Annotated in this window: 10 protein-coding genes and 1 tRNA gene; 8 read left to right on the top strand and 3 right to left on the bottom strand. The window is 73.1% G+C overall.

What is annotated here, in order from left to right:
* Nucleotides 1-89 precede the first annotated feature (89 nt).
* Entirely contained in the window at nucleotides 90-1,571 is a 1,482-nt protein-coding gene (locus H1D33_RS04555) for a nucleoside hydrolase-like domain-containing protein (protein WP_181569254.1), read from the bottom strand.
* 853 nt (nucleotides 1,572-2,424) lie between these two features.
* Here H1D33_RS04555 and H1D33_RS04550 point away from each other — a divergent pair.
* Both H1D33_RS04550 and H1D33_RS04545 read left to right on the top strand, forming a co-directional pair.
* Entirely contained in the window at nucleotides 2,425-3,495 is a 1,071-nt protein-coding gene (locus tag H1D33_RS04550) for a malectin domain-containing carbohydrate-binding protein (protein ID WP_307755347.1), read from the top strand.
* Nucleotides 3,417-5,159, top strand: a complete 1,743-nt coding sequence (locus tag H1D33_RS04545; protein ID WP_307755421.1) for a nucleoside hydrolase-like domain-containing protein — start codon at nucleotides 3,417-3,419, stop codon at nucleotides 5,157-5,159. The genes H1D33_RS04550 and H1D33_RS04545 overlap by 79 nt, the downstream gene beginning before the upstream one ends.
* A gap of 272 nt (nucleotides 5,160-5,431) precedes the next feature.
* On the opposite strand, the gene H1D33_RS04540 is transcribed toward H1D33_RS04545, so the two are convergent.
* Nucleotides 5,432-5,515, bottom strand: a tRNA-Leu gene (locus tag H1D33_RS04540).
* 200 nt (nucleotides 5,516-5,715) lie between these two features.
* On the opposite strand from H1D33_RS04540, the gene H1D33_RS30255 reads away from it, so the two are divergent.
* On the top strand, nucleotides 5,716-6,861 hold the full coding sequence (locus H1D33_RS30255; RefSeq protein WP_414685484.1) for a tetratricopeptide repeat protein: 1,146 nt from the start codon (nucleotides 5,716-5,718) through the stop codon (nucleotides 6,859-6,861).
* Nucleotides 6,862-7,363: 502 nt separating this feature from the next.
* On the opposite strand, the gene H1D33_RS04530 is transcribed toward H1D33_RS30255, so the two are convergent.
* Nucleotides 7,364-7,495, bottom strand: coding sequence for a hypothetical protein (locus tag H1D33_RS04530; RefSeq protein ID WP_307755346.1), 132 nt, complete (start codon nucleotides 7,493-7,495; stop codon nucleotides 7,364-7,366).
* A gap of 238 nt (nucleotides 7,496-7,733) precedes the next feature.
* On the opposite strand from H1D33_RS04530, the gene H1D33_RS04525 reads away from it, so the two are divergent.
* The 5 genes from H1D33_RS04525 (at nucleotide 7,734) to H1D33_RS04505 (ending at nucleotide 15,936) form a co-directional block, all read left to right on the top strand.
* Entirely contained in the window at nucleotides 7,734-8,630 is an 897-nt protein-coding gene (locus H1D33_RS04525) for a hypothetical protein (protein WP_307755345.1), read from the top strand.
* A 142-nt stretch (nucleotides 8,631-8,772) separates the two neighbouring features.
* On the top strand, nucleotides 8,773-11,409 hold the full coding sequence (locus H1D33_RS04520) for a fibronectin type III domain-containing protein (RefSeq protein WP_246411691.1): 2,637 nt from the start codon (nucleotides 8,773-8,775) through the stop codon (nucleotides 11,407-11,409).
* Nucleotides 11,410-11,435: 26 nt separating this feature from the next.
* Entirely contained in the window at nucleotides 11,436-12,431 is a 996-nt protein-coding gene (locus H1D33_RS04515) for an AAA family ATPase (RefSeq protein WP_181569257.1), read from the top strand.
* 2 nt (nucleotides 12,432-12,433) lie between these two features.
* Nucleotides 12,434-13,588: a DUF58 domain-containing protein gene (locus tag H1D33_RS04510; RefSeq protein WP_181569258.1), complete on the top strand. Its 1,155-nt coding sequence runs from the start codon at nucleotides 12,434-12,436 to the stop codon at nucleotides 13,586-13,588.
* Nucleotides 13,564-15,936, top strand: a complete 2,373-nt coding sequence (locus H1D33_RS04505; protein ID WP_181569259.1) for a transglutaminase TgpA family protein — start codon at nucleotides 13,564-13,566, stop codon at nucleotides 15,934-15,936. Before H1D33_RS04510 ends, H1D33_RS04505 begins: the two co-directional genes overlap by 25 nt.
* The last annotated feature ends 344 nt before the right edge of the window (nucleotides 15,937-16,280 follow it).

Below are 16,280 nucleotides of genomic sequence, written 5' to 3'. Positions count from 1 at the left end.
GACCGCGACTGCCGGGCATCCGAGGGCGACGCCCGGCAGTCGCGGCTTCTCACTGAGGATCAGTACGGCGAGCACCGATCAGGTGGTGGTCAGGACACGTTCCAGTCGGCGCGTTGGGCGAAGGACGACTGGAACTGGGAGCGCCACTGCGAGATGGTGCCGCCGCCGGGTCCGTCGACCCAGTGGTTGGTGGAGCCGTCGCGGCGGTACTGTCCGCCCCAGCTCGGCTGGGTGGGGTCCTCGGGGTTGTTCAGCCGACGGTTGGCGCTGAGCAGATGCAGGAAGCCGGGTGAGTCACCCTCCTGCACGCCGGTCACGCAGCACCCCTTCGGCGGGTAGGTGGCGCCGAGCGGACCGTGGTTGTTGCGGATGTTCGCGTCGAGCCAGGACAGGTTGCAGATCGAGGTGTCACCGCTGTTGCAGAACATGCCGAAGTACGTGTTGTTCGAGTGGATGATGAAGAGGCTGGGGAAGTTCTGCTTCATCCAGTCGATCGTGTCGTCCTGGTGGGCGATGGCGAAGATCCGCATCTTGGCGATGAACTTGTTGAAGTCAGCCGAGCTGCGGGTGTTCTGTACCTTCCAGATCGCCTGCGCCACCTGGCTGTTGTCGCCCCAGATGCTGAACCACACCGGCCGCGGATCCGGCTTGTCCACGATCCGGATGATCGCGTCCGACGCCTCGCTGTCCTTGCCGGCGCCGATGTTGTTCGCCGTCGACTTGCCCCACGTGCCGTCCCGACCCTGGAAGGTGACCGAGCGCAGGTAGGCCGGGCTGGGGTAGGCCGGGTCGTGCTTGCGGAGGTTCTCGTCCACCTGGTCGTACTTGTCGATCGCGGCCAGGATGTTCGCCTTACGGGCGATGTTGGCGTAGGTGGCGGCGGAGGCGATCAGGCCCTCGACGTCGAACTCGTTGGTGTACATCAGGAAGCGGACCATCGACTGCACGTCGTCCGGGTCGCTGTTGGCACCGTCGAGCGTCGGGAAGTCGGACGAGATGACGATCCGGTACTTGCCCGACGGGGCGGTGGGCGTCGGAGTGGGGGTCGGGTTCGGAGTCGACGTGGTGGGACTCGGGCTGGGAGTCGTCGGGGTTCCGGAGAACTGCAGCCAGTCGACGTTGACGTTGCCGTTGACGAAGACGAGCTTCACGTCCTTGAGCCCGCTCTGCGTGGGCAGCGTGAGTGACCTGCTCTGGTAGGTGTTCCAGCCGCCGGTGCCGCCCACCGTGAGCGTGCCGGTGTTGACCCCGCCGACCCACACCTGGATTCCGGTGTTGCCGCCGCCGTTGGCGACGTTCAACTGGATCGCGTTGGTCCCGGTGTGCAGGTCGACACCGTTGTACTGCACCCAGGCGCCGGCACCGACGTAGCACAGGACCCCGCTGCACACCTGCAGCGCGCCGCCGGAGGCCTGGTAGCTCTCCGCTTCGATCCTGGACCAGCCGTCGGCGTTCGCCTGGGTGGACGCGGCATCGGCCGGCGTCAGCCGGAGGCCGCCGACCAGGAGGAGCAGCGCTGCCAGGGGGATGGCGAGCAAGGCGATCGACAGTCGATGTCTCGACAGGAGCATGGTGGTCTCCATCAAGGTTGGCGGTACGCACGGAGCGGTCTGCAGGGGATGCGGCCGTAGCGGTCGCGAGCCACTCCCGGACCGTTCTGAATAGATATTCCCTGCCGACGATGCATGCGCCAACGGTAGTGTTAACGACTTGGCAATGTCAATGACCTGGGCTCGCAACACATCGACGCAGGACAACGCGCAGGCCGCGCGGCGATTAACCGTCGCCAACCTCACCGCCAGCCCACCGCCAACCGGGAGGCCGGCCGCCACCGCTACCGTAAGCACTCGCGTTGACACCGAAGGTAGGCGACCGCCACCTCATGCAAGCTGGACGTACGCCGACAACCTCATCATGCTGAATATTTACTCATGCATGAATGGAACTTGTCGCAGCGGTTCGGTCGTGCAATCATCACAGCCAATGTGATAGGCCGAGGCAACCGTCTCGTCCGATCGGATGGATCGACAGCGTCGGGCTACGACGGAGCTCATCGCCGCACCCTTCGACGGCGGCCGGGCGATGCCTGGTGTTCCGAATTCGTCGAATGTCGTGCGCCGTTCCACGGCCATGACAGGGAAGGAAATGCGGTATGAAAATCATTCGGCAGCATGCCGCCGCGCACTTCCGACCTAGCTGGCCCGGCGCGGCGCGGTAGCTTCTTCAATCTGCTGACGCGGGCCACTCAAGCCTGTTTGCCCGACGCACTGATATCGGCTCCGAGTTGAGCGCACCACGGCAGGTCGTAACGCGCCCTGTCGCACGGTGGCGTGCTCGGAGCGCCGTCGCGCGCATCAGTGCGAGATCAACTGTTTCCGGCCGTTGTTTCTCGTCTTCTCTTTCTTGGAGGTTGTGGTGTTATCGATGAGGTATCGGTTGTCGGTGGCGTTGGTGACGGTGCCACTGCTGGTGTTGACGGCGTTGTGGTCCGACGCCCGGCCGGTGCACGCACAGGCCGCGGCTGCCGCGGTGGACGGCTGGTCGAAGATCGAGGCCGAGAGCTACACCAGCTCCGGCGGCTCCCTGCAGGTCTGCAACGGCGTGCTCTGCTACGTCGGCGCGAACGCCTGGACCCAGTACAACGGCGTCGACCTGCACTCCGGCACCAACACCATCCAGATCAACGCCGCCAACGGCGGCGGCGGCAACACCGCAATCCAGGTCTGGGTCGGCGGGGTCAACACCGGCACCCTCACGGTGAGCGGCACCGGCGGATGGGACACCTACCAGACCAAATCCCTGACCCTGCCCGCCCAGAACGGCCTGCAAGACGTGCGACTCGTCTTCGTCAACGGCAACGTCAACGTCGACTGGCTGCAATTCGCCGGCACCACCGCCCCACCACCACCCGCCCCGACCTCCTTCGCGGTCAACGTCGGCGGCCCCGCCTACACCACCACCGACGGCACCGCCTTCACCGCCGACACCGGATACACCGGCGGCTCCACCTACACCAACGCCGTACCCATCGCCGGAACCACCGACGACCCACTGTTCCAGAGCGAACGCTACGGCAACTTCTCCTACGCCAAGACCCTCACCAACGCCACCTACCAGGTCACCCTCTACTTCGCCGAGACCTACCACACCCAGGCCGGCAAACGGGTCTTCGACGTGCTCATGGAAGGCACCGAGAAGATCACCGACCTCGACATCTACGCCAAGGCCGGCGCCAACACCGCCTACACCACCCAGACCACCATCGCCGTCACCGACGGCACCCTCAACATCCAATTCGTCTCCAACGTCGAGAACGCCAAAGTCAACGCCATCAAGGTCACCCCCGCCGGCACCACCGCCGCCTTCACCCACACCCCCACCAACCCCACCGCCGGCCAGACCGTCACCCTCGACGGATCCACCTCCACCTCCCCGGCGCCACCATCACCACCTACGCCTGGAACTTCGGCGACGGCACCACCGCCACCGGCGTGAGCGCCACCCACGCCTGGACCACCCCCGGCGACAAAACCGTCACCCTCACGATCACCGACAGCAACGGCAACACCGCCACCACCACCAGAACCATCGCCATCAACAACGGCGACCCCATCGCCGCCTTCACCATCACCCCACCGAACCCCAAACCGGGCGACACCGTCACCCTCAACGGCACCACCTCCACCGACCCCAACGGCACCATCACCACCTACACCTGGAACTTCGGCGACGGCACCACCGCCACCGGCCCCACCACCACCCACACCTGGACCACCGAAGGCACCTACACCATCACCCTCACCGTCACCGACAACGACGGACACACCGGCACCAAAACCACCACCGTCCCGGTGCGGAAGTCGTCGTCGAAGCCGCGCGTGGTGGTGCTGACGGACATCTCCTCCTGGGAGCCGGACGACCACGAGTCGTTGACCCGGCTCTTCGCGCACGCGGACATGTACGAGATCGAGGCGCTGGTGCTGACCACCGGCTGGAGCATCGACACGCTCAACGACCCGACCAAGAGCGGCTTCATCAGCATCATCAACGACACGATCAACGCGTACGAGAAGGACCTGCCGAACCTGATGAAGCGGTCGGGTCAGACCGGGTTCGCCCAGGACGAGAGCCGGCAAGACATCGGCTACTGGCCGAGCGCGCAGTATCTGCGCGACCGCACCATGACCGGCAGCCGCAACCGGGGCGTCCAGTTCCTCGGCGCCACGAACGACTCACCCGGCAGCAACCAGATCATCCGGCTGGCCGACGAGAACGACGCCCGCCCCCTCTACGTCACCGTCTGGGGCGGCGGGAACACCGTCGCCCAGTCGATCTGGCGCGTCAAGCAGGACCGCACCCAGGACCAGTTCACCTCGTTCCTGCGCAAGCTGCGCGTGTACACCATCACGGACCAGGACCGGTCCTCCTCGCAGCCCATCAGCGCCAGCTCGCACCAGTGGATGCGCAGTGTCTCCGGCGGCAACCTCCTGTTCATCTGGGACGAGTGCGCCTGGAAGTTCCAGAACGGCACCGGCAAGTCCAACTGGAGTCAGTACCAGACCCACATTCAGGGGCACGGCAATCTCGGCCGGCAGTATCCCAACTACGTCTACGGGGTCGAGGGCGATACGCCTTCCTTCCTCTACGTGACGCCGACCGGGCTCAACGATCCCGACTCCCCGAACCAGGCGAGCTGGGGCGGCACCTTCACCGGCGACTCGAACAACGTGTGGACCGGCGCCGGCTCGTGCGGCACCTACAACAGTCGCTTCTATTCGGCGTCCTTCAACAACTTCGCCGCCAGGATGGACTGGGCTCAATCGGGGACCGGCAACCGGAACCCGGTCATCGTCCTCGACGGTGACGACGGCGTCAGCGTCCTCCGGAAGACGCCCAAGCAGGGGACGTCGGTCACGCTCGACGCCTCCAAGACCTTCGACCCCGATGGCAACGGCCTGCGGTACAACTGGTGGATCCAGTCCGACGCCGGTACGTACTCCGGGCCCGTCACCATCTCGAACAGCACCTCCAGCACCGCCACGATCAACGTTCCCGCCGACGCGGCCGGGAAGAGCTTCCACGTGATCCTGGAAGTGGTCGACAACGGCACGCACAACCTCAGTGACTACCGCCGGATCGTCTTCCAACCGACCTCCTGAGCGGCACCGCAGCAGGCGATGCCGGCCGGAGCGGAAAGCTTCGGCCGGCATCTGTGGCCCTGTCGCGCCGACGGCCGTACGCCCTCACCCGGCGGGGTCTGCCCGGCACCACAGCGCCTCGGGAGGCACCCGTCGTCGCGGCCTCGCGCCACAAATGCGAGCGCAGAGAAGGAAGATCACCATCGTCTGCGACCAGGAGCACCGCACACCAACCATAGAAAAATCCGCGCAGGTCAACCTGCGCGGATCATGATCGATATGTGGTGATGATGTGTCCGAGGGGGGACTTGAACCCCCACGCCCTATACGGGCACTAGCACCTCAAGCTAGCGCGTCTGCCATTCCGCCACCCGGACCTGCCCGTCCAGCCTACCCAATCGACCGCGATGATCGTCTCACCGCATCCGGTCGACCCGGCGGGCCGCACGGGGGATTACTGTACACGGCCCAGAACGATCATGCACATCACCACCGCCGCAGCACGTTTGCGCAGGTCGTCGACCCTGCAATCCGGGCGGGTAGCGCGGGACCGGCGAGTCCGGGCAGCATTGCTCACGTGTCCCACCCCTCCCCGCTGACCGCCACGCAACACCAGGCCCTGGCGCTGCGCGCCGCGGGCGACCTGACCGGCGCCCGCCGCCTGCTCGCCGACGCGATCACCGCGGCCCGACCGGCCTACGGCGAGGACCACCAGGACGTCCTGGCCACCGGGCACCTGCTCGCCCGGCTGCACCGGGAGGCCGACGACCCGGCCGCCGCCCGGCGGGTCCTCGAGGAGGCGTACGCGGCGGGCGAGCGCCGTCGCGGCGACGCCGACCCGCTGATGCTCGCCCTCAGCTTCGACCTCGCCGGCGTGGCCGAGGAGCTGGGCAACCGGCACGAGGCCCGCCGCAACTACTACCGGGTGGCCACCGCCGGGCCCGCCGTGCTCGGTCCGGACCACCCCGCGGTACGCGCGGCCCGCCACTACCTCGGCGGCTCCGCCGCCGCTCCCGACGGTTACCACCCCTCTCCCGGCGGCTCCGCCGCCGCTGCCGGCCGGTCCCCCGATCCGGCGCTGTCCGGGCCGACGGTGTCGATGCCGGCGGTCGCGCCCCCGTACCCTCCCCGGCCCGTCCCGCCACCGCCCGCGGCGGAACCGGTGCCCGGCGCCGAGTGGGCGCCCCCGCCGGGACCGGCCTCCCGGACGCCCTGGCCGGGGTCCACGTCGCCGTCCCGGGGCGCGCGTCCGCCACTGCCTCCGCCGCCGGTGATCCCCGCGTCGGCGCCTCCGGTTCCGCCCGCCGGGGCACAGCGGCAGGCGAGTCCCTGGGCACCGCCGGCGGTGGCGCCCGGCGACACGACCACGCGTTTCCCGGCGTCACCGGAGGAGACCACCACCCGCTTCTCCGCGCCACCGGACGAGGCCACCACCCGCTTCCCGGCACCACCCGCCCCGAACCCCGGCCGGTCCTCGACGGCGCCCGACCGGGTCGCCGCGCCCGTCCCCGATCCTCCCCACCACGCCGCCCCGCCGTTCTCCACGCCTCCCCAAAACGCCGCGGCGCCGTTCTCCACGCCTCCCCACCAGGACGCCCAACGTTCCTCGCAGCAGCCCGGCCACGCGGCCCCCACTCCCCGGCGTCGCCCGGCGCCGGCCACGGCGGCCTGCCGTCCGCAGCGGAGCCGCGCACCCCCGCCGCCCCGCAGGTTCCCGGAGTGACGCCGGTCGCGCCGGGCCACGGGGTGACCCCGGTGCCGCCCCGACCGCCGGCCGTCCAGTCGCCGATCCCCGGACGATCGACACCGACCGCGGCGGCCGTACCCCTGCCTCCGGCACCGGTCATCCCGCCGCCCCGCCTGCCGTCGTCGCCACCCGCCGTCGGGCCTCGTCCAGGACCGTCGGCCGGCACGATGCCCGCCTCCACTGCGCCGCCCCCGTCCAGCGTGCCGCCGGGCCCGCGCCGTCCAGCGCCGGTCTCGGGTCCGCCGTCGAGTCAGGTCCCGTCGTCGAGTCAGGTCCCGCCGCCGCAGAGCGCGCCGGTCACCCGGCCGGCCCCGGCGCCCGTGTCGGGTCCGCCGGCGCCCGTACCACCGCCGACCTCGGCTCCGGGCCCGGGACCCGCACCGGCGGTCACCCCGCCCGCGCGCACACCGGAACAGCAGGTGGGCGACCCTGACGCCGGCGCGGCCACGACCGGGCCGGGCTGGGACACGCCGACCATTCAGGTGCAACAGATCGGCCCGTTGCTGCGCGAGGAGGCGGAGCGGCAGGCCGCCGCCGCGTCCTCGGCCGACGCGCCCGCCCCGGCGAGCACGCCGCGCACCGATGCGCCGACCGCCGCACCACCGGTCAACGCCCGTCCGGTCAGCGGACCACCCGTCAGCGGACCACCCGTCAGCGGACCTTCCGGTGCTCCGGTGAACGCACCACCGGCGCGCCCCGCGGGGCATTCCGTGAGCGCACCACCCGCACACCCCGCCACCGGCCCCGGCCACCCCGTGAGCGCACCACCCGCACACCCCGCCACCGGCCCCGGCCACCCCGTGAGCGCACCACCCGCGCACCCCGTGAGCGGGCCGCCGGGGTATCCGGTGAGCGGGCCCGGCGCCTATCCGGTGAGCGGGGTGCCGGTCAGCGGCTATCCCCCGCCGCCGGTCAGCGGGCCGCCGGCCGCGCCGGTCAGTGGCACGCCCGTACCGCCGTGGGGGTTGACCGCGCCGCCGTGGAGCAGCGTGGCGCCGCCGCAGCCGGTCGAGCGGCCGGCCGGCGCGGAGCCGACGGCCGATGGCCACGGCACCGCCGGAGGCGGTCCCGGCACGGTCGAGGAGCGCCGGGACGTCGAGGAGCGCCACGACACCGTCGGGGAGGACCGGAGCGTCGGACCGGACGAGCAGGTCGAGGGGCGGCCACTGCCGGTCTACGACGGATTGCTGGACTTTCCCGAGGCGACCCGGCCGGAGCCGGCGGCGTACCCGGAGCAGGGCTCCTGGCCGGCGGTGCCGCAGGCTTTCCACCAGGCCGCCGCGTACCCGGTGGCGGAGGAGCCGGAGCCGCGCGGTCGCAACCGGACGGTGCTGGCCCTGGTGGTCGGCGGCGCGGTGCTGGCGGTGGTGGCCGCGGTCGCCGGGGGCGCGGTGTGGCTCAACCGGGACGCCGCGCCGCCCGCGCCGGCGCCCACGGCGGTGAAGCCGAAGGTGACCGGGCCGCCCCCGGTCGACCTGCGGCTGCGCGACGACACCACCACGATCACGGTGACCTGGACCGACCCGACGAGCGGCGGGGTGCCGTTCGTGGTGGCCGGTGGCCGGGCCGGGCAGAAGCTCGGGGTGATGGCCACCGTGGACGCCGGGCAGACCCGCTACACGGTGAACGGGTTGAGCGCCAAGCTGGACTACTGCTTCACCGTGCTGGCGGTCTACTCGACCGACTCGTACGCGACCTCGGGTCAGGTGTGCACGGACCGGGAGGGCGTCGCCACGCCGAACTGACCGGACACCGGGGACACGCTCGGTGTCCACAGGGAGACGGTGCGGGTTTCACCGGCCCCGGCCGGCACCTATGATGGCTCCCGGCTCTGGGGAGGGTCGGTCACGCGTGGCGCCTCCCCCACCGACGGGAAGGCAGCCGGCTGTGACCACCATCGAGGACGTCACGAGCACCGCCGGGCCGGACACGGCCCGCCCCCGGAAGCGGTTACGCGGCGGGCTGGTGACCATCGGCACCGTGACCGCGCTGCTGGCCGCGATGGGGTTGACGGTGCTCGGACTGGGCGCCGCCGACAACGCGGTCGCCAACTTCGACTCGTCGTCCTGGCTGTGGAGCACCACGCGCAGCGAGCTGGCCCGGGTCAACGGCATCACCGCCCGGGTGGACACCCGGATGGAGGTGCCCGGCGGGCGACGCCACCAGATGCAGGTGGCCCAGACCGACCGGCTGCTGATCCTGCGCGACCTCAACACCGGCCAGGTCAGCTCGCTGGACCTGGCGACGTTGCAGATCACCGCGACCACGCCGACCGCGCCGGGGCTGGGCGTCAGCGTCGCGCTGCACGACGGCGTGGCGTTCGTGGTCGACGCGGTGCAGGGCATCGTGCGGCAGCTCGACCCGCGGGCGTTGACCCCGGTGGGCGAGCCGGTGCGCTACCCCCCGGGCATCACCGGCGGCACGTTCGACGGTGAGGGCAAGCTGTGGGTCGCGGTGCCGAGCGAGGGCACCGTCTCGGCGGTCACCGCCGCCGACCTGCCGGCCACGCCGGGTGACGCGCCGCCCGCCGGGCTCAGCCCGAAGCGGGTCGAGACGTACGACGTGGCGGAGCCGGCGCACGAGCTGGTGGTGTCCACCCTGGACGCCGGGGTGGCGGTGCTGGACCGCACCTCGGCGTCGCTGGTGACGGTCACCGGCGGCGAGACGCGGCGGGCCGACCTGACCGGCATGTCCGCCCCCGGCAACCTGCCGGCGCGCACCAGCGGGCCGCAGGTGCCGGTCACCGTCCCGGGCGACCGGTCGGTGCACGTGGTCCGCGACGGCGCCGAGGTGAAGCGGTTCACGGTCCCCGGGGCCGGTGCCCGGCTCAGCCCGGCGGTGGCCTGGGCGGGGCGGTTCTACTGCGCCGACGAGGACACCGGCACGGTCTACTCGTTCGACGCCGCCGGGCAGCTCGTCGAGACGATCAAGGGCTCCGGCCGGCCCGGTCCGATGGAGCTGGAGGTTCGCGAGAACCACCTGTTCATCAACCCGCCGGACTCGTCCACCGCGCAGGTGGTCGACGACCGGAACCGGGTCCGCGAGGTCAACAAGTACGCCAACGACGTGCTCGGCGGCGACCCGCCGCCGGCGCCCCCACCGCCGCCCCCGCCGAAGAAGCCGAAGGTGAGCGAGCCGGGCGCGCCGAAGTCGGTCCGCGCCGCCGCCGGCAACGCCTCGGCGCGGGTGAGCTGGCAGCCCGCCGCGTCGAACGGCGCCGAGATCACCCGGTACGTGGTGGAGGGCGGCGGCCAGACCCACCAGGTGGGCGCGAACCAGCGCGCGCTGGAGATCACCGGTCTGACCAACGGCGAGACGTACACGTTCTCGGTGCACGCGGTGAACGCCAAGGGCGACGGCCCGGCGCGCCGCAGCAACCCGGTCGTGCCGACCGCCGAGGTGCCGGACCCGCCGGCGTCGGTGACCGCCGAGGCGCGGCCCGACGGCACGGTCCGGGTGAGCTGGCCCGCGGCCAACGGCCAGGGCAACAAGGTCGCCCGGTACGCGGTGACCGCGACCTCGGCCGGCGCCAGCGCCCCGGCCGGCGAGTCGCCGAAGACCGAGCTGGTGGTGCCGGCCGGCCAGTTGGAGTACGGCACGCAGTACGCGTTCACGGTGGCCGCGGTCAGCGAGAAGGGCGCCGGATCGAAGGCGTCGCCGGTGAGCAACACGGTGGTGCCGTTCGCGGCGCCGAACGCGCCGACCGAGCTGCGCGCGTCCACCGTGGCCGACCGGCCCGGCACCGTCGCGGTGCAGTGGTCGCCGGCGGTGGAGAACGGCCGCCCGGTGACGAAGTACGTGGTGGAGGCGGGCGGCAGGACCGTCGAGGTGACCGACGTGCGGGCGACCGTGGACGGGCTGGGCAACGGGCAGAACGTGACGGTGAAGGTCAAGGCGGTCAACGAGGCCGGTGCCGGCGCGGAGGCCAGCACCACGGCCCGCACCGTGGCCGCGCCGCGGATCACGGTGACCGGCTCGTCGGCGGACGCCACCTCGGTGACGGTGACGTTCACCGTCGACGCCGGCGGTGGGCGCGCCACCTGCACGGCCGCCACCGGTGGCAAGACGGCCACCGGGAGCTGCGCCAGCCTCCGGGTGACCGGGCTGACGCCGGGCACCGCCTACACGGTGACGCTGACCGCGAGCAACGCGGCCGGCAAGAACACCGCCACCCGCGCCCAGAGCACCGACGCGCTCTACGGGATCGCGACCTGCAAGAACGGCTCCTCCGGCGCCGAGGCGACCTACTGCTCGCGGGACGTGCCGGGCGAGCGCAACGGCAACGAGATCTTCGAGGTCACCCAGCAGGACAACAACAGGCAGGCGGGCTGGGAGCCCAACGGCGCCCGGCTGAAGGCGTACTGCAAGAAGTCGGGCGAAGAGGTCTACGCCTACATCTACAACAGCGACAAGCGCAGCACCTGGTGGGTTCGGGTGGACCACCGCAAGGGCCGCGACTACATCCCGTACGCCTGGCTCAACCTGGAGGGCGGCGACAACATCAACCTGCTGCCCACCTGCTGACCGCCGCATCCGGAGAAGGGCACCCCGTGAACACGCACGAACCGCTGAGCCAGCCGGAGGTACAGGGCTTCGCCGCCCTGGCCGCCCGGCTCGCCGACAATGTCAACGCGGTCGTGCTGGGCAAGCCGCAGGTGGTGCGGCTGGCGTTGACCGCGCTGTTCGCCCAGGGCCACGTGCTGCTGGAGGACGTGCCGGGCGTCGGCAAGACCACGCTCGCCCGGGCGGTCGCGGCGACCGTGAAGGGCGAGTGGCGGCGGATCCAGTTCACCCCGGACCTGCTGCCCTCGGACGTGTCCGGGGTGACCATCTTCAACCAGGCCAGCCGCGGGTTCGAGTTCCACCCGGGGCCGGTGTTCGCGAACATCGTGATCGCCGACGAGATCAACCGGGCGTCGCCGAAGACCCAGTCGGCGCTGCTGGAGGTGATGGAGGAGCGGACCGTCACCGTGGACGGCGTACGCCACCCGGTGCCGCAGCCGTTCCTGGTGGTCGCCACGCAGAACCCGGTGGAGATGGACGGCACCTACCGGCTGCCGGAGGCACAGCTCGACCGGTTCCTGGTGAAGCTCTCCGTGGGCTACCCGGACGAGGCGGTCGAGGTGGAGGTGCTGCGCGGCGCCACGGTCCGCTCCCCCGACTCGCTGACCGCGGTCACCGACACCGCCACGGTCGGCGAGATGGTGAAGATGGCCCGGCGGGTGCACATCGCCGAGCCGCTGTACGCGTACGCGGTGCGGCTGGCCGCGGCGACCCGCACCCATCCGCAGGTGCGGGTCGGGGTGAGCCCGCGCGGGGTGATCGCGCTGACCCGGGCGGCGTGCGCGTACGCGCTGATCGACGGGCGGGGCTGGATCATGCCGGAGGACCTGAAGGCGCTGGTCGAGCCGGTCTTCGCGCACCGGCTGCTGCTCACCCCGGACGCGCAGGTGCGCGGCGTGACGCCGGCCGAGGTGCTGCGCCAGGCGGTCGCCTCGGTGCCGGTGCCGCTGCCGTCGGGGCAGCCCGCGCCGGTGCACGGCTGAGCGTGGGCGTCACCGCCCGTGGGGTCGGGTTGCTCGCCGCCGCCGTGGTGCTGCTCGGGGTGGGCTTCCGGTTCGCGTACCCGGAGCTGACCGTGCTCGGCGCGGCGGCCGCCGTGGCGGTGGGCTACGCCGTGGTGACCGCCGCCTGGCGGCCCCGGTTGACCGTCGAGCGTCGGGCCGACCCGGACCGGGTGGCCCGGGGCGAGCCGGCGGCGATGGAGCTGGCGGTACGCAACACCGGCCGGCTGCGGGCGGCGAACCTGGTGGCCGAGGACCGCTGCGCCGGGGAGCTGGTGCCGGTGCCGCTGCTGCGGCTGCGTCCCGGGCGGGACACCCTGGTGCGCTACCCGGTGCCGACGCAGCGGCGCGGCGTGGTGCCGGTCGGCCCGCTACGGGTGGTCCGCCGCGACCCGCTCGGCCTGGTGGCGCTGGCCCGCAGCTACGGCGGCACGGCGCCGGTGTGGGTGCACCCGCGGATCCACCCGCTGTCCGCGGTGCCCACCGGCGCCGGGCGCAGCCTGGACGGGCGCGTCGACAGCGTGCCGCACGGGTCGATCACGTTCGACTCGCTGCGCGAGTACGTGGTCGGTGACGAGCTGCGCCGGGTGCACTGGCGGACCAGCGCCCGGGTGGGTGAGCTGATGGTGCGGGAGAACGTGGACACCAGCCTGCCGCGGCTGGTGGTGGTGCTGGACAACCGCGCCGCCGCGCATCCGGTGCGCCCGGCCGGGGTGGCGGAGTCGTTCGAGTCGGCGTGCGAGGCGGCGGCCTCGGTGGTGGCCGCGGCGGTGCGGGAGGACCTGCCGGTGCACCTGCTGCTGGTCGCGCCGGCCGAGGTCGAGCCGGCGGGGGCGGCCGGGCCGCTGGACCGGCTCGCCGCGGTGGAGCTGACCGGCGGCGGGGCGGAGGTGCTGTCGGCGGCGACGAGCCGGCTGCGTCAGGAGCGCCTCGGCGACACGCTGGTCTTCCTGACCGGGCCGGGCGCGGGCGACGAGCTGGGGCACGTCGGCGCGCTGCGCGGCGCGTACCCGTCGGTGGTGGTGGGGATGTTCGGCGCGGGCGCACCGACGGCGGCCGCCGCGACGGGCCTGGTGGTGCTGGACGCGGCGGACGGCGCGGCGTTCGCCGCCGAGTGGGACGGGATCCGCCGGTGGTGACCGTGACGCCGCCGCGCCCGGCCGCCGCGCCACCGCCGGCGCCGCCGGCGCGCGGGCGGTTGGCCGGAGTGCTGCGCGCGGCGCCGCTGCCGGCGGCGCTGGTCGTGCTGGTCGCGCTCTCCGGCGTGGTGCTGGGCCGGGTGTACGCGGACCCGCTGCTGACCCGGCTGATGGTCGGTGCGGCGGCCGGCTCGGTGCTGGTCGGCGTGGCCGCCCGGCGGCTGCCGTCGTGGCTGGTGGCACCGGTGTCGGTGGCCGCCATGGCCGCCTGGACGCTGCTGTCGTTGCGGCTGGCGGCCAGCCACGCGGCGCTGCCCGGCGGGCTCGGCGAGGTGGCCGGCGACGCCGCGCGCAACGCGATCCCCCGACTGCTCACCGCGATGATCCCGGTGCAGCCGGCGCCGGACACCGTGCTGGTGCCGGTGGTGGCGGCCTGGCTGGCCGGGCTGACCGCCACCGAGGTGGCGCTGCGGGCCGGCCGGGTGCTGCTGGGCTACCTGCCGCCGGCGCTGCTCTACGCCGGCGTGCTCTACGTGGTGGGGCCGAACGCGGCGCCGGCGGTCGGCCCGACCGTGCTGTTCGCGGCCGTCGCGGCCGTCGGCCTGGCCGCGCCCGGCCGGGTTGCCGACGCGGCGGCAGCCGACCCGGTGGCCGGGCTCGCCCCGGCGGTGCGGGCGGCGGTGCGGCTGCGGCTGGCCGCCGCCAGCGCGGCCGGGCTGGCCGTGGTGGTGGCGCTCGCCGCGCTGCTGGCCCCGGTGGTCGCCGGCCAGGTCGACGAGCGGCCGGTGGACCCGCGCCGCTACGTGGAGCCGCCGCAGGTGGAGTCGCTGGACGAGAACCCGCTGATCCGGATCTCCGGCTGGGCGTTGAACCCGGACCAGCGGCTGCTGGACGTGCGCACGGTCGCCGGCTCCACCGAGGGCGGGCCGCCGCGGATCCGGCTGGCGGTGCTCAGCGACTACGACGGGGTGACCTGGCGGGTCGGCGCCACGTACCGCAACGCGGGGCGGATCCTGCCCGCCGTCGACCCGGCGCCGGGCGCCACCACCGAGGCGGTGCGCCAGGAGATCACGGTGGCCGACCTGACCGGGCGGCTGCTGCCGGCCGTGCCCACGCCGCGCGAGGTGGGTGGCGCGCGGGTGGCGTACGACCCGGCGAGCGGGACGCTGATCCGACCGGAGGGGCTCACGCCGGGGCTGCGCTATGACGTGTCCTCGGTGCGGGAGTCGCCGGACCCCAACCTGGTCGGCACCGCGAACGTGCCGGCCGGCGACGCGGTGTCGCGGGTGTTGCGGGTGCCCGACGGCGCGCCGGAGCAGATGCGCCGGCTGGCCACCCAGCTCGCCGAGTCCAACGGCGCCCCGTACGCGCGGGCCGACGCGATCGCCACGTTCCTCGCCGAGCACTACCGGGTGACCGCCGACGCGCCCAGCGGGCACGCCTACCCGAACCTGACGTTCTTCCTGTTCGGACCACGCAACGGCGGTGGGCAGCGGGGCACCTCGGAGCAGTTCGCCGCCGCGTTCGCGGTGCTCGGCCGGATCGCCGGGCTGCCCACCCGGGTGGTGGTCGGGTTCCAGCCGAAGGCGGACGGGCCGGTGCGGGCCGCCGACGCGTACGCCTGGCCGGAGGTGCTGTTCGAGGGCGTGGGCTGGGTGCCGTTCGACCCGATGCCGCGCCCGGACTCCGATCCCCGCCCGGTGGAGGAGGACTTCCGGCCGAAGCCGGAGGAGCCGCCGCCGTCGGAGGTGCCGGCGCCGACCGAGCAGCCCACCGCCACTCCCCCGGCCGCCGCGCCGGCGTCGGGCCCGGCGCGGGGCGGCCCGGGGACGCCGGTGCTGGTCGGCGGCGGCGTGGGAGGTCTGCTGCTCGTGGTGGGGGCGGTGCTGGCGGCGCTGGCCGCGATGCGCCGCCGGTTGACCCGGTCGCGGCTGGAGCGGGGTGACCCCGATGCGCGGGTCGCGGGCGCCTGGCGGGAGCTGACCGACGCGCTGCGGCTGGCGGGCCGGCCGGTGGGTGACGACCTGGCGGCGGCGGAGGTCGCCGAGCGGGCGCGGGTGGCGCTCGTCGAGGCCCGCGCCGCGGTGGCCGGAGCGCCGGCCGGCGGCGGGAGCCGGGCGGGTGGCGGGAGCCGGGCGGACGGCGGGAGTCCGGCGGGTGGCGAGGTGCACGAGCTGGCCGAACTGATCAACCAGGTGGCCTTCGCCCCGGCCAGCACCGCGCCCGGTCAGGCGGAGCGCGCGGCGGCGCTCGCCTCGGCGTACGGCGACGCTCTGCGCGACGCCCGGCCCGGGTGGCGGCGGCTCTGGTGGCGGGTGCGCCCGGGTCCGCTGCGCTGGCGGCGCTGACTCTCCGCCGACCGCGTCCTCCCGCCTCCTCCCGTGTCCTCCCGGCGTCCTCCCGGCGGCGAGCGGCCCGGTCGGGCCGGTGCCGGTGCCGGCTGGTCTCTGCCACGGCTCGGGGAATGCCTCGTTGCGCGTGCCTGTCGAGCTGATATCAGCAACGACTCGGCCCGGCGACGGCTCACCGCGTGGGCCGTCGCCGGCGGAGCGGAGCGTTGCCCGTTCGCGACCCGCCCGGCTGGGCGGCGAGCGGCACCCACCGACGGGGCCGACGAGCCCCCGACCTGCGGACCCGACGGACTCGGACTCGGACTCGCCGGCGATATCACCAACGACTCAGCTCGACAGGC

Origin of the sequence: Micromonospora ferruginea (assembly GCF_013694245.2) — a bacterium.
Lineage (GTDB): Bacteria > Actinomycetota > Actinomycetes > Mycobacteriales > Micromonosporaceae > Micromonospora > Micromonospora robiginosa.
The sequence above is the reverse complement of the archived record's forward strand: the minus strand, read 5'-3'. Positions and strand labels throughout refer to the sequence as shown.